Annotated in this window: 18 protein-coding genes and 1 pseudogene; all 19 read right to left on the reverse strand. The window is 42.0% G+C overall.

Going from position 1 to position 17557, the window contains the following annotated elements:
* Positions 1-145 precede the first annotated feature (145 nt).
* Complete coding sequence (gene phoU / locus J2S23_RS05000; protein WP_307121655.1) at positions 146-799, reverse strand: phosphate signaling complex protein PhoU; 654 nt, start codon at positions 797-799, stop codon at positions 146-148.
* A 160-nt stretch (positions 800-959) separates the two neighbouring features.
* Complete coding sequence (gene pstB / locus J2S23_RS05005) at positions 960-1718, reverse strand: phosphate ABC transporter ATP-binding protein PstB (RefSeq protein WP_307121738.1); 759 nt, start codon at positions 1716-1718, stop codon at positions 960-962.
* Between the two features lie 11 nt (positions 1719-1729).
* Positions 1730-2533: a phosphate ABC transporter ATP-binding protein PstB gene (gene pstB, locus J2S23_RS05010; protein WP_307121656.1), complete on the reverse strand. Its 804-nt coding sequence runs from the start codon at positions 2531-2533 to the stop codon at positions 1730-1732.
* Positions 2534-2594: 61 nt separating this feature from the next.
* Complete coding sequence (pstA, locus tag J2S23_RS05015) at positions 2595-3482, reverse strand: phosphate ABC transporter permease PstA (RefSeq protein WP_307121657.1); 888 nt, start codon at positions 3480-3482, stop codon at positions 2595-2597.
* Positions 3472-4407: a phosphate ABC transporter permease subunit PstC gene (gene pstC, locus J2S23_RS05020; protein WP_307121658.1), complete on the reverse strand. Its 936-nt coding sequence runs from the start codon at positions 4405-4407 to the stop codon at positions 3472-3474. Before pstC ends, pstA begins: the two co-directional genes overlap by 11 nt.
* Positions 4408-4416: 9 nt before the next feature.
* Positions 4417-5256, reverse strand: coding sequence for a phosphate ABC transporter substrate-binding protein PstS family protein (locus J2S23_RS05025; RefSeq protein ID WP_307121739.1), 840 nt, complete (start codon positions 5254-5256; stop codon positions 4417-4419).
* Positions 5257-5392: 136 nt separating this feature from the next.
* Positions 5393-6706 (reverse strand): RsmB/NOP family class I SAM-dependent RNA methyltransferase, encoded by a 1314-nt coding sequence (locus J2S23_RS05030; protein WP_307121659.1) that lies wholly within the window; start codon positions 6704-6706, stop codon positions 5393-5395.
* A complete protein-coding gene (locus tag J2S23_RS05035; RefSeq protein WP_307121660.1) occupies positions 6706-7467 on the reverse strand; it encodes an inositol monophosphatase family protein in 762 nt (253 codons plus the stop codon). The genes J2S23_RS05030 and J2S23_RS05035 overlap by 1 nt, the downstream gene beginning before the upstream one ends.
* A complete protein-coding gene (locus tag J2S23_RS05040; protein WP_307121661.1) occupies positions 7457-7735 on the reverse strand; it encodes a UPF0223 family protein in 279 nt (92 codons plus the stop codon). The genes J2S23_RS05035 and J2S23_RS05040 overlap by 11 nt, the downstream gene beginning before the upstream one ends.
* Positions 7736-7786: 51 nt before the next feature.
* Positions 7787-8188: a Spx/MgsR family RNA polymerase-binding regulatory protein gene (locus J2S23_RS05045; protein ID WP_307121662.1), complete on the reverse strand. Its 402-nt coding sequence runs from the start codon at positions 8186-8188 to the stop codon at positions 7787-7789.
* Positions 8189-8259: 71 nt separating this feature from the next.
* The gene (locus J2S23_RS05050) at positions 8260-9177 is read right to left on the reverse strand and encodes a bifunctional riboflavin kinase/FAD synthetase (RefSeq protein WP_307121663.1); all 918 of its coding nucleotides are present in this window, start codon (positions 9175-9177) and stop codon (positions 8260-8262) included.
* A gap of 20 nt (positions 9178-9197) precedes the next feature.
* Positions 9198-10082, reverse strand: a complete 885-nt coding sequence (gene truB, locus J2S23_RS05055; RefSeq protein WP_307121664.1) for a tRNA pseudouridine(55) synthase TruB — start codon at positions 10080-10082, stop codon at positions 9198-9200.
* Between the two features lie 93 nt (positions 10083-10175).
* Positions 10176-10439, reverse strand: a complete 264-nt coding sequence (locus J2S23_RS05060) for a GNAT family N-acetyltransferase (protein ID WP_307121740.1) — start codon at positions 10437-10439, stop codon at positions 10176-10178.
* 183 nt (positions 10440-10622) lie between these two features.
* The gene (locus tag J2S23_RS05065; protein ID WP_307121665.1) at positions 10623-11900 is read right to left on the reverse strand and encodes a DUF2130 domain-containing protein; all 1278 of its coding nucleotides are present in this window, start codon (positions 11898-11900) and stop codon (positions 10623-10625) included.
* A gap of 85 nt (positions 11901-11985) precedes the next feature.
* Positions 11986-13353 carry a H2O-forming NADH oxidase gene (nox, locus tag J2S23_RS05070; RefSeq protein WP_307121666.1) on the reverse strand — a complete coding sequence of 456 codons (1368 nt, stop codon included), beginning with the start codon at positions 13351-13353 and terminating at the stop codon, positions 11986-11988.
* A 154-nt stretch (positions 13354-13507) separates the two neighbouring features.
* Positions 13508-14542, reverse strand: a pseudogene (locus J2S23_RS05075) (M42 family metallopeptidase).
* The gene (locus J2S23_RS05080; protein ID WP_307121667.1) at positions 14539-14940 is read right to left on the reverse strand and encodes a hypothetical protein; all 402 of its coding nucleotides are present in this window, start codon (positions 14938-14940) and stop codon (positions 14539-14541) included. Before J2S23_RS05080 ends, J2S23_RS05075 begins: the two are co-directional and overlap by 4 nt.
* Before the next feature lie 135 nt (positions 14941-15075).
* Entirely contained in the window at positions 15076-15993 is a 918-nt protein-coding gene (locus tag J2S23_RS05085; RefSeq protein WP_307121668.1) for an aldo/keto reductase, read from the reverse strand.
* A 95-nt stretch (positions 15994-16088) separates the two neighbouring features.
* Positions 16089-17555, reverse strand: a complete 1467-nt coding sequence (locus tag J2S23_RS05090; RefSeq protein ID WP_307121669.1) for a TrkH family potassium uptake protein — start codon at positions 17553-17555, stop codon at positions 16089-16091.
* Between the last annotated feature and the right edge of the window lie 2 nt (positions 17556-17557).

Below are 17557 nucleotides of genomic sequence, written 5' to 3' on the forward strand. Positions count from 1 at the left end.
GGAGTTTTTTGGTATAACCAGCGATGCGCACCCGCATAGCGGGTGGTTTATTTGTTTCGCACCTGCGGAGCGAAACGGACTTAAAGTCACATAACTAAAAAGAGAGACACAACTATTATGGCTAGTTGTGTCTCTCTTTTTGCAATTACAATTCAATAATTTTACCTGTTTTAAGGAAAACTACCCATTCACAGATGTTGGTTGCATAATCTCCAATACGCTCCAAATATGTCAGAACTTGGAAATAGTCCTTCCCGGCAACAACAGCCTCTGGGTTTTCCTTGATTAATTCAATGGTTAAAGCTTGAATAGCATTATACATATTATCAATAGCGATGTCTGAAGCTGCAATTTCCCTTGCTTTCTCGTCGTCTCCCTTGATATAGGCATGCATTGTCTCTTCAACCATTAACTTAACCGCACGACCCATTTTGCTGATTTCTTCTTCAACTTCTTTGAGTCGTGTTTCACCCTTCATACGGATAGTTGCTTCTGCAATGGATAAGGCGTGGTCACCCATTCGCTCCACATCACTTGAAGCTTTTAATACTGTAATAACGGTCCGCAAATCATTTGCAACAGGTTGTTGTAGGGCAATAATTTCTAGAGATTTTTTCTCCAGTTTTAATTCGTAGTTATTAACCTCTTCGTCGCCTATAATAACTTCCTGGGCCAACTCACGATCGTGGCTAACAAAGGCTCGCACAGTCTTATTGATTTGTGCCAGAACCTCTGTTCCCATAGCATAAAATTGATTGTGCAATTTCTCTAATTCTTCTTCAAATTGTGCTCTCAGCATCTTGATCTCCTTTTGAATTTCATCAAGGTTGATAACTCTCCTGAACATAGGACCATGCTTTAGTCCAGGAAACTCATCAAAAGCTCGTAAATCTAACAGAATAGCTAGGGTCATATTAATCGTCGCCTATAAGGTTTAATCGATATCATCCTTAGCATGACTAACCAAATTTACCGGTAATGTAATCTTCTGTTTCCTTATGTTTCGGATTTAAGAACATTTCTTTGGTTTTCCCAAATTCAATCAGTTTCCCATCTAGGAAAAAACCGGTTCGCTCTGAAATCCGAGACGCTTGTTGCATGGAACGAGTTACCAACAAAAGCGTGTAATCTTTTTTGAGATCAAATAGCGTCTCTTCAATTTTTCCTGCAGAAATCGGATCAAGGGCAGAAGTTGGCTCGTCTAAAAGGATGATTTTAGGACTAGTAGCTAACACACGAGCAACGCACACCCGTTGCTGCTGTCCACCAGAGAGTCCAACAGCAGAGTCATCTAAACGGTCTTTGACCTCATCCCAAATCGATGCCCCTCGAAGTGCTTTTTCAACAGCTTCATCCAGGACAGCCTTGTCTTTAATCCCCTTGATGCGCAGTCCGTAGACGACATTTTCATAAATGGACATTAAGAAAGGATTGGGTTGCTGGAAAACCATGCCGATTTCTTTACGGAGGTCAACGGTATCTGTTCTAGGACTATAAATATTATGTCCATTATAAGTCACCGTTCCAGTCAAAGTAACTTCTGGATTTAAATCATTCATCCTATTGATGGAACGCAAAAGCGTCGATTTTCCAGATCCAGATGGACCAATCAGAGCTGTGATTTCGTGAGGTAAAAAGTCAACGGAAACACTATCCAAGGCTTTTTTCTTTTTATAATAGACCGATAGGTCTTTAACACTTAAAATTGGTTCTGTCATCATTTCCCTTTCTATCCGAATCGACCAGTAACATAGTCCATCGTCGACTGACATTGAGCATCCTGGAAGATTTTTTTGGTTTTATCATATTCAATGAGATCGCCCAGATAGAAAAAGGCTGTAAAATCGCTAGAACGCGCTGCCTGTTGCATATTGTGAGTCACAATGATGATCGTATAGTTTTTCTTGAGTTCCATCATGGTTTCTTCAAGTTGCATGGTTGCAATCGGATCTAAAGCTGAAGCTGGTTCATCCATGAGCAAGATATCAGGCTTTACAGAAATCGCCCGAGCAATACAAAGACGTTGTTGTTGTCCACCTGAAAGTGTGAAGGCAGATTTGTGAAGGTCATCTTTAACCTGATCCCAAAGCGCCGCTTGTTTCAGAGACGTTTCGACAATCTCATCCAGGATTTTTTTATCCTTAATTCCAGCACGCTCATGGGCAAACGTGATGTTATTATAAATGGATTTTGCAAAAGGATTCGGACGTTGGAAAACCATTCCAATATGTTTACGGATTTCGTAAACGTTCATATCAGCACGGTTGACGTCAATCCCTTCATACAAAATTTCACCTGTAACTTTAGCGACATCAATCGTATCATTCATGCGGTTAAGACTGCGTAAATAAGTTGATTTCCCACAGCCTGATGGACCAATTAAGGCTGTGATTTTATTTTTTTCAAACTGCATATCAATTCCTTTGATAGCCTCATTCGACCCATAATAAACATGAAGATCCTTTGTTTCGAGGGCGATTGTCTCTTGAGGAAAGGTGATGATATGGCGTTCATTCCAATTATATTCGGCCATTAAGACTCCTTCTTAATTTTAAAAACAAGAAATTCTTGGTTAAAAACCAACCAAACAGGTATTATTCTGCAGAAGTTAATCTCTTATACAACGTCTGACCTAAGCGACGCGCAGAAAGATTGAAAATCAAGATAAAGATTAACAGTACCGCTGCACTACCAGCAGAAACTTGGACAGCATCAGGAATGGTGCCTTCACTGTTAACCTTCCAAATGTGGACGGCAAGGGTTTCTGCTTGACGGAAAATCGAAATCGGACTGGTTACACTAAAAATGTTCCAGTTAGACCAATCAAGAGCTGGTGCTGATTGACCAGCCGTGTAGATGAGGGCTGCAGCTTCACCAAAAATACGTCCAGAAGCTAACACAATCCCAGTAACAATCCCTGGCAGTGCCTCAGGAATAACAACATGGACAATCGTTTCCCATCGCGAAAGGCCTAAAGCTAATCCAGCTTCCCGTTGCGTGTGGTGAACATTTCGCAGGCTATCTTCTACTGTACGTGTCATCTGAGGCAAGTTAAAGACAGTTAGCGCCAAGGCACCTGAAATAATAGAAAAGCCGTATTGGAATTGAACAACGAAAATCAAGTAACCAAAGAGACCGACAACTACCGATGGCAGAGAGGAAAGAATCTCAATACAAGTCCGGATAAAGCTTGTCAACGGTCCTTTTTTAGCATATTCAGAAAGATAGATTCCCGCTCCCATTGAAATTGGAATAGAGATAATCAGTGTAACCACCAAAAGGAAGAAGGAATTGTAAAGCTGTATCCCGATACCACCACCGGCTTGGTAAGATGATGATGGACTGGTCAGAAAGGACCAACTGATATGTGGCAGACCTCTAAAAAGAATGAAGAGTATTAAGGATGCCAAAATGGTAACGATAATAACAGCAATTGTATATAAAATGCCTGTTGCTAATTTATCAACTTTTTTAGCGTGCATAGTTCTTCTTCCTTTCTCGAGTGATGAACTTCATCAGCATATTGAAGGCCAAGCTCATAAAGAGTAAGACCAAAGCCAATGACCAGAGAACGTTATTTTGAACAGTTCCCATAACAGTATTTCCAATTCCCATAGTCAAGACTGAGGTTAGGGTCGCTGCTGGTGTCGTTAACGAGGTTGGAATAACAGCCGAGTTACCAACGACCATCTGAATCGCTAGGGCTTCACCAAAAGCACGAGCCATCCCGAAGATGACTGCCGTGAAGATCCCAGGACGGGCCGCATTTAAGATCACACGCCAGATCGTTTGCCATCTTGTCGCTCCCATGGCCAGACTGGCTTCCTTATAGTGACGTGGAACAGCTCGCAAGCTATCAACTGTCATAAAGGTTACTGTCGGTAAAATCATAACAAAGAGGACGAATACCCCTGATAAGATCCCAAAACCGGTTCCTCCAAAAATAGAACGTACAAATGGTACAACCACTTGAAGACCGATAAACCCATAAACAACTGATGGGATACCAACGAGTAGTTCGATAACCGGTTGGAGAATTTTTTTACCATACTTAGGAGAGACCTCGGTCATAAAGACAGCTGCTCCAATAGCAAAAGGTGTTGCAATCAAGGCCGATAAAATCGTTACAATAAAGGAACCCATAATCATAGGTAAAGCACCAAGATAGGGATTTCCATCAGCATCTTTAACACTTGGTTGCCATACTTTTCCAAATAGAAAATCTAAGGGATTAACCTTATCCACAAAGAAGGTGGACAAACCTTTTTGAGCCACAAAAATGAGAATCATAGCAACAACAAAGACAATGAGGGCTAGACATAAAAAGGTAATCGTTTTTCCAAATTTTTCAAGGCGAGAATTTTTTGACGGTGTGGTCAATTTTTTCGCCAATTCTTCATTTTTCATGGTTCCTCCTTATTTTGTTGTCACATTGCCCTGAGCGTCTTTGGTTACTTTCATCTCATTGATAGAGATATAACCAATAGTCGGCACAATACCCGTTTGCACTTCGTCACTCATCATATAATCCATAAACTCTTTGGTCAACTCAGTAGGCTCACCCTTGGTATACATGTGCTCATAAGCCCAGATTGGCCAATCATTGGTAGCTACATTTTCAGCAGTTGCTTCAAAACCATTGAGTTTTAATTTTTTCACGGAATCATCAACATAAGCAAAAGCAAGGTAAGAAATGGCACCTGGTGTCTGAGAGACAATGGATTTAACCATCCCGTTGGAATCTTGTTCTTGGCTCTGTTTGGCAGCAACACCATCCATAATAATACTATCAAAAGTCGCACGGGACCCTGAGCTGGCTGCGCGATTAATGATGGAAATTTCTAAGTCTGCACCGCCTAGTTCCTTCCAGTTTGAGATTTCTCCAATGAAAATCTGTCGAAGTTCTTCTGTCGTCACATCATCAACAGTGACTTTGCTGTTGACAATTACTGCTAAGCCTGCAACCGCTACTTGGTGATCGACAAGAACACTGGCATCAATACCATCTTTTTCTTCAGCAAAGAGGTCACTATTTCCTATCTGGACGGCACCAGATTGGACTTGAGAAAGACCTGTACCGGAACCACCACCTTGGACGTTAACCGTTTTACCGAGGTTCTCTTGACCAAATTCATGGGCTGCAGCCTCAACAAGTGGTTGCAATGCCGTTGATCCAACCGCAGTAATCGATTCACCTTTGTCGATCCAACTGGCACAAGCTGAGAGGTTTACGGCAGCTAAAGCCACCACGAGCATTCGGCTCCATTTGCGTTTTATTTTCACGGATGTCTCCTTTATTCTTAAAAGAGGGAAATTTACCTTAACTTCACAAAAATTTTACAGAATTTCCCTCTTTCAACTATAACATAGTTGAATCTATTTGAAAAGCAGTTTACTTCATTCTAAGGCCTTTAGGATAGTAATTTTTTAGGGTTCCATTGACCCATTTGGCAAAGCCTAAACCATTGCCTGCGACCAAAACTTGATACCATCCGTTAGGAAGTGAACTATTCAGCGCTAAAGCCTCTCCTCTGATGTAGCGTTCAGCCTCTTCGTCACATAATGTCAGGGATTGCATAACTTCTTTTGGTTTGAGAGCGACTCCCAAAGCAAAGCTAGGTTCAAACCGTTTGGTCTTATAGGTTCCCAAATGGAGGCCATTTCTGGCTAATCGCATCTTACTCAAATCAGGTAATCCTTGAGGAACCAGATACAGTTCATCGCCAAAGGTTTGCAAGATACCCTCTAGTTTCACGTTCAAGTGCTTGCTTTCAAACTCCCTCCAATAATGCAACTGATCCTTAGTCAGATTTGACTTGCCTGATTTTACAGGTTTATCTGATATCCCTTGCTTTTTGTCCTGGAAATGCGCCACAAACTGCCCTTCCCCTTTAAAATGATGGGGATACATCCGAGCCGTCTCAGGCTGACCAAGTCCCTCAACCATACCATTGATTTTAGCCACAGGAATAAGGTTAAAATCTGGAAATTCCTCTAATACCCAATTCACAATGTCTTCATTTTCCTCAGGTGCCCATGTGCAGGTCGAATACACGAGGCGTCCGCCGGGTTTTAACATAATCATAGCATCTTGAATGATTTTCCTTTGTAACCTGGCACAGCTAGCTGGGTAATCTTCTGACCAATAATTGATGGCATCAGGGTCTTTTCGAAACATCCCTTCTCCCGAGCAAGGGGCATCAAGGACAATAAGATCAAAATACGCTTTGAACACCTTAGCGAGACGCTCTGCAGATTCATTGGTCACAATAACATTTCGGGCCCCAAAACGTTCGATATTTTCGACAAGAATTTTACTGCGTTTTTTGTTTATCTCATTAGATACTAAGATCCCTTGATTATTGAGATAACTCAATAGATGTGTTGACTTACCACCGGGAGCAGCACAGAGGTCCAGCACCTTCATGCCAGGTTCTGGCTGGGCTATTTGACCAACAACCTGAGCAGCTGGTTCTTGTGAATAAACAAGCCCTGTTACATGCTCCAAGGATTTCCCTGATACCTTGCCGTAATAGGACCAAGGCATACTGGGAATTGGCGCGTCAAAAGATCTCTGATTCTCCTTCAAAGGATTGGTTCGAAAACCTGTTACTGCGGGTTGCTGAAATGTTTGAAAAAAAGCTTGGGCCTCTTCTGTGCCAAGCCATTTTTCATATCTCAACCGAAAGGATTCTGGTAACTGCATTAAATCTCCAATACTTTTTGAATATCTGCTAAACGTGTTTTAGGGACCATCATGATAAACTCACGCTCTTTAAAAGACGGCTCTTCCCCTGATAAGGTCACCGTGGCATAACCCAAGCGGTCTCCCATAATCTTTGACGCCCCGTAATCCCAGGGACTGATATTGGAAATATAGCCATAAAGCTGACCTGCTAGGACTTTAGACGCGCTTAGTGCTGCCGAACCATAGGTTCTAACTCCCAAAAATTGGCTAGCCAAATCTCCAACGCCAGCCACATTATGGCGATACATCCCAGGATTAATAGCTAATAAACTCTGGCTGTAAGGCCGCTCTTCAAAAGCTGGCAAAGGGGTTTCGTTGCAGAACACTTCAAAAGCACCGCCCCCGTAGAACATCTCCTCAGCCATCACATCATAGATCAAGCCAAACTGTCCTACACCATTTTCGTAATACCCCACTGAGATGGCAAAATCTGTTTTTTGAGCAACAAAGTTAGCTGTACCATCAATGGGATCAATCACCCAGATATTACCTTCATGAATGTCTTGAAAGACATCGCCTTCTTCTGCTAAAAAACAGTCAGAGGGATAGGCTTCAGTAATCGCTTCCATCAAGAAGTCCTGAACTTTTTGATCCATATCAGTGACCAGATCTGTAAAATCTGTTTTTTCCTTGATTTCAAAAGGTTGGTCCATCTGCGCCTTTAAAAAGGCACCGGCAGACCAAACCAATGATTTTGCAAAATCAAACTTAGTTTCCAAGGCTCACTTTTCCTTTCCCAAGGTTTTTTGCAGCCTGCACCACTTTATAGGTTGAATAGCCGCTGACTGCTTCAAAGTCACGATCAATTTGGCGTTCCTGCCCCTTGCTAGGAACGACTGTTTTAAACTGCTGATAGGCCGAAAGAATTGCTTGGCGGTCTACCCCACCTTCATAAGCAAGCTCCACTTGATTCAAAAAAGAAAGCACTGCCGCTATTTCGTCAGTGCTCCACGACAAATCCAAAGGGTATGAATACTGTTTGTCCATACGTTTTTATCTCTTACTTTCCAATACTCTTACACGATTTACGACAGAAACTTAACCGATTTCTGCCTTTAAGGTAGCGTTTTTAAGCTCTTGCTTACGGTAATCTCTCGACAAGAAGGCTCTGATTTCATCTTCATTGAAGCCAATTTGCATCCGTTTTTGGTCTAACAAAATAGGACGACGCAGAAGACTTGGGTATTCTTCAATCAGACTAATTAACTCTGATATGGATAAATCGTCAACATCGACATTTAATTTTTGAAAAATTTTCGACCGTGTTGAAATCAAATCATCCGTACCATTTTCCGTTAAGGAAAGGATATGTCTCAATTCATCAGCCGTTAAAGGGCTTGTCATAATATTATGTTCCCTAAAAGGGACATTATGTTTCGTCAACCAAGCTCTTGCCTTGCGACAAGAGGTACAACTCGGTGATAAAAATAGGGTAATCATAGCTTCATCCTCATACTTACTACTTTTATTATACAATAATTACGAGCATTTTGCTAGACTTTTTTGTGAATTTATGCCTGCCATTCTCTGGCGATTTTGGCGTCATCTTCCAATTGTTGACTTAAGGCTTCAATATTTTCAAACTTGACCATCTCACGAATCTTATCGAGCCATTGAATACTGATTTTCTGACCATATAGGTTGCCATCAAATTCAAAGATATGGGCCTCTATTCTTAGCTCTGTCCCATCAAACGTCACGTTCTTGCCAATGCTTGCCATGGCCCGATAGGTTTGGTGACCGATAACCACATCCGCGACATAAACCCCATCTGCAGGGATATACACCCGGTCTAAAAGAGCTAGATTAGCTGTTGGATAGCCGATTGTTCGACCCCGAGCGTCTCCATGGACCACAATGCCATGGGTATCATATGGATATCCAAGTAACCTATTGGCTTCAAGCATATTACCTGATAAAATAGCTTGCCGGATACGTGTCGATGAGATTTTTTTCCCATCCATGTCCAATTCAGGAACCACAATCACCTGCCCATCGAAAACTTCTTTGAGGTAGTGCCCATCCTTTTGATCGCTAGCAAACCGATAGTCAAAACCTGTCACAATAGCCTTAGCTCTAAGACTATGAATATACTGGTCAATAAAATCAGTTGAGTTGGTTCTAGCAAACTCCCCTGTAAAATCAATCAAATAGAGATCATCTACACCAGCTGCCTCAAAGCGCGTTAGTCTTTCTGACGGGCTATTTAAATGAAGGAGCAAGTCAGGCTCAAAACGAGTGAAAGCCAACTTTGGAGATTCCGGAAAAGTGAGGACCGCCACGCGCAAGCCCTCTTTTTCAGCTATCTTTCTCGCTTCTTTAAACAGGGCCTGATGGCCTAAATGCAGCCCGTCAAAATAACCAAGAACAAGTACGGTGTCTTGCTCTTGGTGGATATCTTTATAATCGTTAATGTTGAAAACTTTCATAACTTCTATTCTACCATAACTTAGTCTTTGAAGACTTTTCGAGGCTTGTAACTGTCCTCACGTTTTTCCATAATAGCCAGTAATTTCTCTCCAGCAAAAGCTGCTAGAACAGGCTCTTCTGAAGGTATGGTAATAAAGCGGCCGTGACTAACATCTTCGATTTGCTCCTGGGATAAACTAATTTTTGGCAAATCGCCGACAGCAGCTTCTATGGGAAGGAGAAAAGACCAATCGTCTCGGGCCACTGCCTCTTCAATCTCATTAATGGTCATAGCCCTTTCGATGGTCATGCCGGAAGCCGATGTTCTGACCAGACGGGACATGTGACTAGCGATGCCTAGTTTCGCTCCCAAATCAACCGCCAAGGTCCGGACATAGGTCCCTTTACTGCACTTAACCCGAAAATCAAAGCGAGTTAACCCCTCCTCAATTCTAAGCGGACTGGTACGGGTAAATTCATAAATAGTCACCTGGCGGACGGGACGCTTAACCGTCTCCCCCGCACGGGCGTATTCGTAGAGCTTACGGCCATCTACCTTCACAGCTGAATACATGGGTGGAATTTGTGAAATTTCCCCCTCAAAAGTCGCCATCATCTGGTCAATAACCTCTTCTGACAGGGTATCCGGTAAGACAGACCGCTCCACAACCTCTCCTGAAGCATCCTCAGTCGTCGTTGAAAAGCCAAGGGTCACTTCCCCCTCATAAACCTTACCTTCTTCTTGCATAAACTCAATCATGCGGGTCGCTTTACCGACGGCAATAGGCAAAACACCTGTTACATCAGGGTCCAGCGTACCACCGTGGCCAATTTTCTTTTCTTGTAAAATCTTGCGGAGCTTAAAAACCGCATCATGGCTGGTCATGCCAGCCTCTTTTTTTAGATTAATAATACCTGAAATCATAAATGTATTATATCACACCCTGTCCACCTAACCAAACATGAAATCTAACAGGTCTTGAACAATCAGTTCAGCTACCTATTCCCTAACGGATACCTATTCTAATAATCTCCAGACAAAGCCTTTCGATTTTTCTTGAAAACCATTTTTTTCATAAAAAGCGTGTGCCTTATGACGCTCGTCAGTCAGACCGCTATTAAGGGCTATTGCCTGACATCCCTTCTCCAGCGCTAGGGTTTTGACATGATTAATCAGACGACTTCCAATCCCTAACCTTTGAAAATCATTATCTACTGCCAAAGCTAAAATACGTATATAGTCCCCATCATATTCAAAAAATGACATTTCTGCGTGACCGATTAAACCAACTGCTCAATTCTCTAGAATCGCTAAATCCAGATGGAAATGAGTATCCTTAAGAATCTTTGACAACCTTTTTCTAAGTTTATCTTCATGAGTAGGGTAACCTAGTACTTCAAACAAAGTGACACAGTCCCTTATATACTCCTCAGTATAGGGTTTAATGGCAACTGTTTTCATAAATTATTCTTCTTTCAAGGCATCAAACTTGGCCTTCATGGTTGGATTTTTACGGGTTAACTTTTTAACGGAAACGTCATCGAGTTTGTTATTGGCAAGGCGAAGTTGGTTTTCTGAGGTAGTCAGGGCTGCTTTAACAGCTTCCATACGCTTAATGGCCTTGTCGATTTCATCGATAGCTTTTTGGAAATTACTGCTGGCGGACTGGTAATTTTTAGCAAAAGCATTTTTGAAGGTTTCAAGGTCATCTTCAAAGTTGGTGATGTCAATATTTTGGGCCTTGACCAAGGCTAACTCTTGCTTGTAGGCTAGGCTATTGAGCGCAGCATTTCGTAAAAGGCCAATCAGCTGGATAAAGAACTGCGGGCGCACCACATACATCTTAGGGTATTCGTGGCTGACATCGACAATCCCTGTGTTGTAGTAGTCATTATCGGCCTCTAGCATGGTCACAAGGACTGCATACTCACAGTTTTTCTCCCTACGGTCCTTGTCCAACTCCTTGAAGAAATCTGCATTTTTGTGCTTGGTCTTGGTCGTATCGGCTTCGTTTTTCATCTCAAACATGATGGAGAGAATCTCGACCCCATTATCATCTGACTCTCGGAATATAAAGTCACCCTTAGAGCCGGTGCTGTCTGATACCAGGTTATCCTTGCCAAAGGAAGCTTTTGGAAATGCATAAGAGCGCACCTTGTTAAACTCACTTTCGGCATAGGCTTCCAAACTTTCACCGATGGCCTTGGTGGACTGCTGAGCCTTGAAGTTCTTGTAAAATTCTACCTGCTCATTAGCTGCCTTGAGCTGGGCTTCGTAGTTAGTCTTGACTGTTGCCAAAGATAGCTCACTTTCCTTCTCCTGGAGGAGGAGCTGGTTTTTGACCCCGTCTCGCTCTCTAGCGACTTCTGTCAGAGCTTGCTGTAGCTCGTGTTGGTGTGAGAGTTTGAGCTGATCCAGTTGGTTTTGGAGCATTAAGAGCTCCTGATCTTTTTGGGTCAATCGCTCAGCTAGGGACTGCTCGGTATCCTTAATGGCTAGAGACTTCTCCGCCTCAAACTGGGTCAGTTGATTTTGAAGGGTGGCGATTTCTTGGTCCTTTTCAGAAAGACGGAGTTGCTGCTCGCTCTTGGCCTTTTCCGCTAAAAGAGCAACTTCACGTTCCAAACGCTCGTGCAATTCCTTGTCAAACTCACTCCCTCTGACCTGCGCTAAGAGCTGGCTATATTCAGTCTCGTTGATGGTAAAACTGGTCCCACAGTGGGGGCATTTGATCTGATTCATATTCTTATCCTTCTGCTATTTCTTTTTCTATTATATCAAAATCATGTTCAAAAGAAAAAAACCTGACGAATCAGGTTTTTTAAGATTACTCAGCGTTTAAGGCTGCCATTGTAATGTAGTTATATGGCTTGTTAAAGTGTGGCAAGAAGAAGATATCTGTCAAAGCTAATTTTTCGATAGTTACACCTTCTTGTACAGCTAATGAGAACATGTGAATACCTAAAGAGATATCCTCACGAGCAACCATTTGGGCACCAAGGATACGACGAGAATCCTTGTCGTATACAATCTTAAGCGTTACTGGGAAGTTGCCGTGTTCCATAAATTCAGGTTTTTGGTTATCTGTGTACTCAGTCACTGCAGCATCGAAACCAAGACGTTTTGCTTTTTCAAGTGTCAAACCAGTAGACACCATGTTAAGGCCGTAGATAGAGATACCATTTGAACCTTGAACACCGATACCTTCAAGATCAGTACCACAAGCGTTGTGTGCTGCTACGATACCTGTACGAACGGCGTTTGAAGCAAGCGCGATATAGTTGGTGTCGCGAGTTGCGTTGTCATAGATTGTTGCACAGTCACCGATAGCGTATATATCAGGGATTGATGTTTCTTGTTTTTTGTTTACAAGGAAGGCACCGTTACGGAAACGTTCAATGTTTTCTCCAGCAAAGGCTGTGTTTGGACGGAAACCGACTGCAAGGATGACCATATCAACGTCATATTCATTCTTGTCAGTGATAATTTTCTCAACTTTGCCATCTCCGGCAACTTCTTTAACTGTTTCACCGAAGGCCAATTGAATGCCGTTGTCTTCTAAGTTTTTAGACATCAAATCAGTCAAGTCACGGTCATAGTAGCCAGCAAGACAGGTATCGACAACATCAATAAGGATAACTTCTTTGCCTTTACGTTGGAAAGCTTCAGCAAGCTCTACACCGATGTAACCAGCACCAACTACTGCAACTTTGTTGATATCTTTGTCTTTTAATTTTTCAATAACATCTGCAGAGTTTTGGTACAATTTAACAAATTGAAGGTTTTCAAGTGTTGCTTCAAATTCAAGAGAGTCTTTCTTGAACTCAGCTCCTTTAATTGGAGGCAGGATTGGTTGTGAACCAGTTGCGAAAATCAATTTTTCGTATGATTCAACGTGCTCTTTACCATCTACAAGAGCTGTAACAGTTTTAGCATCGTAGTCGATGTGTTGAACTGGAGACTCCATGTAAACTGTTGCACCAAGTGATTCCAATTCTTCTTTGTCTGAGTAGAACAAGCCATCAGCACCGGCGATTTGCTCACCGATCCAAAGAGCCATACCACAGCCCAAGAATGAAATGTTTGAGTTTTGGTCAAATACGACGATTTCGTTAGCGTCACCGTAGTTTGTCAACATAGTTTTGATACATGCTGTACCAGCGTGGTTAGCACCAACAACAACGATTTTACTCATTAAAAAGTTCCTACTTTCATAAAATATAATTTTACAGTCTCTATTATACTATAAGCAGTTACCGCTTACAATGTTTATGCTCAGAAATTAACAAATCGTTATAAAAAAGCTCTCCATTTTTTAAAAGTGTTATGGAGAGCCTTCTTTTCAATTTTTAACCAATCATATCACTTCGGAGATAGGCATCTACCAAGGCTTCTGTTGCTTTTACAGAATCTTCATGGGTCCGCTCATAAGAATGGCTGGACTCAATCCCTGCCCCTAAAAGGGCATGACGAACGTCTGCCCCTGCTCGCATAGCTGCAGACGCATCACTGCCGTAGTAAGGATAGATGTCTAACTTATAGGGGATGTCATTTTCCTCACAGAGGCTCACCAGGTGCTGACGCAGTTCAAAATGATAGGGGCCTGATCCGTCCTTGACACAGATAGACACCGTGTACTCATCGGTCTGCTGGTCATCCCCCATGGCGCCCATGTCAACCGCCAGGTATTCAACCACCTTGGGATCAATATTGGAATTGCCACCATAGCCGATTTCTTCATTGTTTGAGAAATAAAAGTGCGTGGTGTAAGGTAAGGTGATGCCTTCTTCCTTGTATTGCTTCAAAAGATGCAACATGATAGCTGCACTGACCTTGTCGTCCAGGTGGCGGCTCTTGATGAAGCCGTTATCTGTCACGATAGTTCTTGGATCAAAGGAGATGAAATCCCCGACTTCAATGCCCAAGGCACGTGTTTCCTCAGCGGACGTCACTTTTTCGTCTAGACGCACTTCCATATTGGCTTGATTGCGCTCTGCTGTACCTGCATCACGATAGACATGAACACTGGTTTGGTGCATCAGCATGGTTCCTGATACAGTTTTGCCGGTCTTGCTGATATGTATGGTGCAGTTTTCACCCTCGATGGCGTTGTAGACAAAACCTCCAACCAAGTCCATCTAGAGACGCCCATCTGGCTTAATGGCCCGCACCATAGCTCCTAAGGTATCCAAGTGGGCTGTGATAAAGCGGTGCTCGGCATCATTTGCCCCAGCAACTGTGACCAAGACCCCACCTTTAGGTGTCAAAATTGGTTCATAGCCAAAATCTTGAGTTTCAGCCATAATGAAAGCCATGATTTCCTTAGTGTAGCCTGTTGGAGATGGGGTATTGGTCAGTTTTGTAATGTAATCAATGGTATTCACTTGTGGTTTCCTTTCGAGAAATAACGGTCATATAGTTTATCACACCAGTTTATCCATAGTGTGTCGTAATCCACTGCAGTTAGAATCTCTGTTCCTAAGTCTGCAATAGAGGTTATTCCTTTATCCTTTGTAGCTTGGATACAAATACGATAAAAGTCCCAGTTCCAGTCTTCCTGCTCAAGTTGAACAGGTATCATTTCCAAACCTTGTTGATATGCCACAAAAAGCCGTGAATGCCCATCGACAATAATCCACTGGTCATCTATTTGTTTAATAGAAATAGGTTCGAATTGGTTTAAATCATCTGCTTGAAACCAGGTACGAATGGTTTCAAGTTTTGCCTCAGATAGGTAAAACTGACTGGGTTGCAGGTTTAAAATTGAAAATTCTTTTATCATAATTCACTTAACTTTTGATAACTGTATTTTTATCTAAAGCAATCACAACTCTTCGTCGTTAAAACATAAAAATCCAAAAGATTGCTTAAAGGTAAGAGTCTATCCTGATAAACAGTCATGCCATTTCGACGCGTTTTATGGCAAGATATTTCCAGCAGAGAGGTAAAGCTTATACCATTCTTGACGTGTTAGTATAACGTCACAGGCCTTGGCCACATTTTCAAGACGTTCTGGTGTCATTGAACCAATAATAGCTTGCATTTTAGCAGGATGGCGCAGAATCCAGGCAATGGCAATGGTTTCAGGCGCAACGCCTTTTTCAGTGGCTAATGCTTCCAACTCAGCGTTTAGCTCAGCATAGTCAGGATGACCAAAGAAGGTTCCTTTATCAAGAGCAATTAAAAACGGTGACCATGTCTGAATGGTAATCTTTTTAAGGCGACAGTAATCCAGCACACTGCCATCACGGTTAACCCCACCATCTGTGAGCATATTGACTTGAAGCCCGGCATCAATCATCGGAGTGTGCGCAATGCTTAGTTGCAATTGGTTAACTAGGAGAGGCTCTTCCAGATAGCTTTGAAGCAGTTCAATTTGGTAACTATTGACATTGCTAAGCCCGAAATGACGGACCTTGCCACTAGCTTTTAAAACGTTGAAAGCTTCTGCTACTTCCTCAGGCTCTAAAAGAGCATCTGGGCGGTGCAAGACTAAGACATCCAAGTAGTCTGTCTGAAGGCGTTCTAAAATGCCATCAACAGATTCCAAGATATAGTCTTTTGAGAAGTCAAAGAAGCCTCGGCGAATCCCACATTTTGACTGAATGATGATGTCTTCGCGTTTAACGCCTAATTCCTTGATGGCTTGCCCAAAGAGAACTTCTGACTGCCCACCACCATAAATATCGGCATGGTCAAAAAAGTTAATGCCTAAGTCAAGACTGGTTTTGATCACTTCCTTGGCTTTTTCCAAATCCACGCCTGCCAGTCGCATACAACCTAACGCCAAACGTGACACTTCTAAATCGGATTGTCCGAGTTTTATTTTTTCCATCTTAAATCTCCTTTTGATGATAGAACTATTAATAGTATTGTACCATAAACTAAAAAGTGATTGCCAATAAACACTAGGCAACCACTGAAAAGAGTTTAATTTTTTTGCTTAAATAATCCCTTTATCGTTGCTGGAGCAAAAAGAATCAAAATAGGATAGATTTCTAAACGACCTGCTAACATAGAAAAGGTTAGGACCAGCTTATTCCAATTGGAGTAACTAGAAAAATTAGCCATTGGGCCAACTTCTCCCAAACCCGGTCCAATATTATTAAAAGTTGTAGCTACAGCTGTAAAAGCTGTTGTAAAGTCCTTAGACTCCAAGGCAACGCTAAATAATATTAATATAAAGACAACAATATAGATAAGTAGATAGTGGCTAAGATTCACCTGAGTAGATTTTTCGATAACTTTTTGGTTAAATCGCAGAGACACAACACGACGAGGTTGACCAACCCGGCGTAACTCGGCTAGTGCCATCTTAGCATAAATGATAATTCGAGTGACCTTAAGTCCTCCAGCAGTTGAACCAGCACTCCCTCCAATAAACATCAATAGGATAAGAATCATCTGAGTTATTAAATGCCATTGATTAAAGTCCGCTGTTGCAAATCCCGTCGTTGTCATAATCGAAGCCACATTAAAGAATGCTGTCCGAAGAGCATCAGAGTTGCTAGAATAAAAACCAGCTATACCAACCGTTACCGCTAGGGTGGCAGCTCCGACAATGGCTAGATAGGTTTTAAATTCTTCATCTTTAAAGGCCGAAAGGCCATATCCAATGAGCATGTAATAATAGAGGTTAAAGTTAACCCCAAATAAGAGCATCCCAAAACCAATAATCCATTCGACTAACTGAGGATGCGGATAGATTGAAAACCCAGCATTGCTTACCCCGAAACCTCCCGTACCTGCTGTCCCAAACGAAAGCAATAAGCTATCAAAAAGAGGAACACCAGCCAAACACAGAACAAGAACGAGAATAGCCGTTAATGAAATATAAATCGTGTATAAAATACGAGCCGTTTGGCTTAATTTTGAAACGATTTTACCAAAAACTGGGCCAGGAACTTCTGCCCGCATCAGTTGTACGGTATCTGATCCTGAATTTGGAAGAATGGCCAAGGTAAAAACCAGAATCCCCATTCCTCCAATTAGGTGGGTAAAACTTCGCCAAAATAAAGAGGATTTTGCTAATATTGATAAATCAGATAGGACACTTGAGCCCGTAGTAGTAAAACCACTAGCAATTTCAAAAAAAGCATTGAAGAAATTAGGGATTTCCCCTGAAAAGACTAAAGGCAGTGCTCCAAACATAGACAGACAGATCCATGACAAGGCCACTGTAAAAATCCCTTCTCTTGCATTTAAGCGTAGCTGTGGAGGTTTTTTAAAGGATAAGAAACTTCCCAAAACCACAAGCCCTAAAATGACAGTAGCATAAGCTAATTTTTGACGAGTACTCTCTTGATAGATAAAACTAACCACCAGGGGAAGACTCAGCAAGACCGCTTCAACTTGCAATAGTTTTCCAATAAAATAACGAATAAGTGAATGCTTCATCC

The organism is Streptococcus moroccensis (assembly GCF_030812835.1).
GTDB classification, from domain to species: domain Bacteria; phylum Bacillota; class Bacilli; order Lactobacillales; family Streptococcaceae; genus Streptococcus; species Streptococcus moroccensis.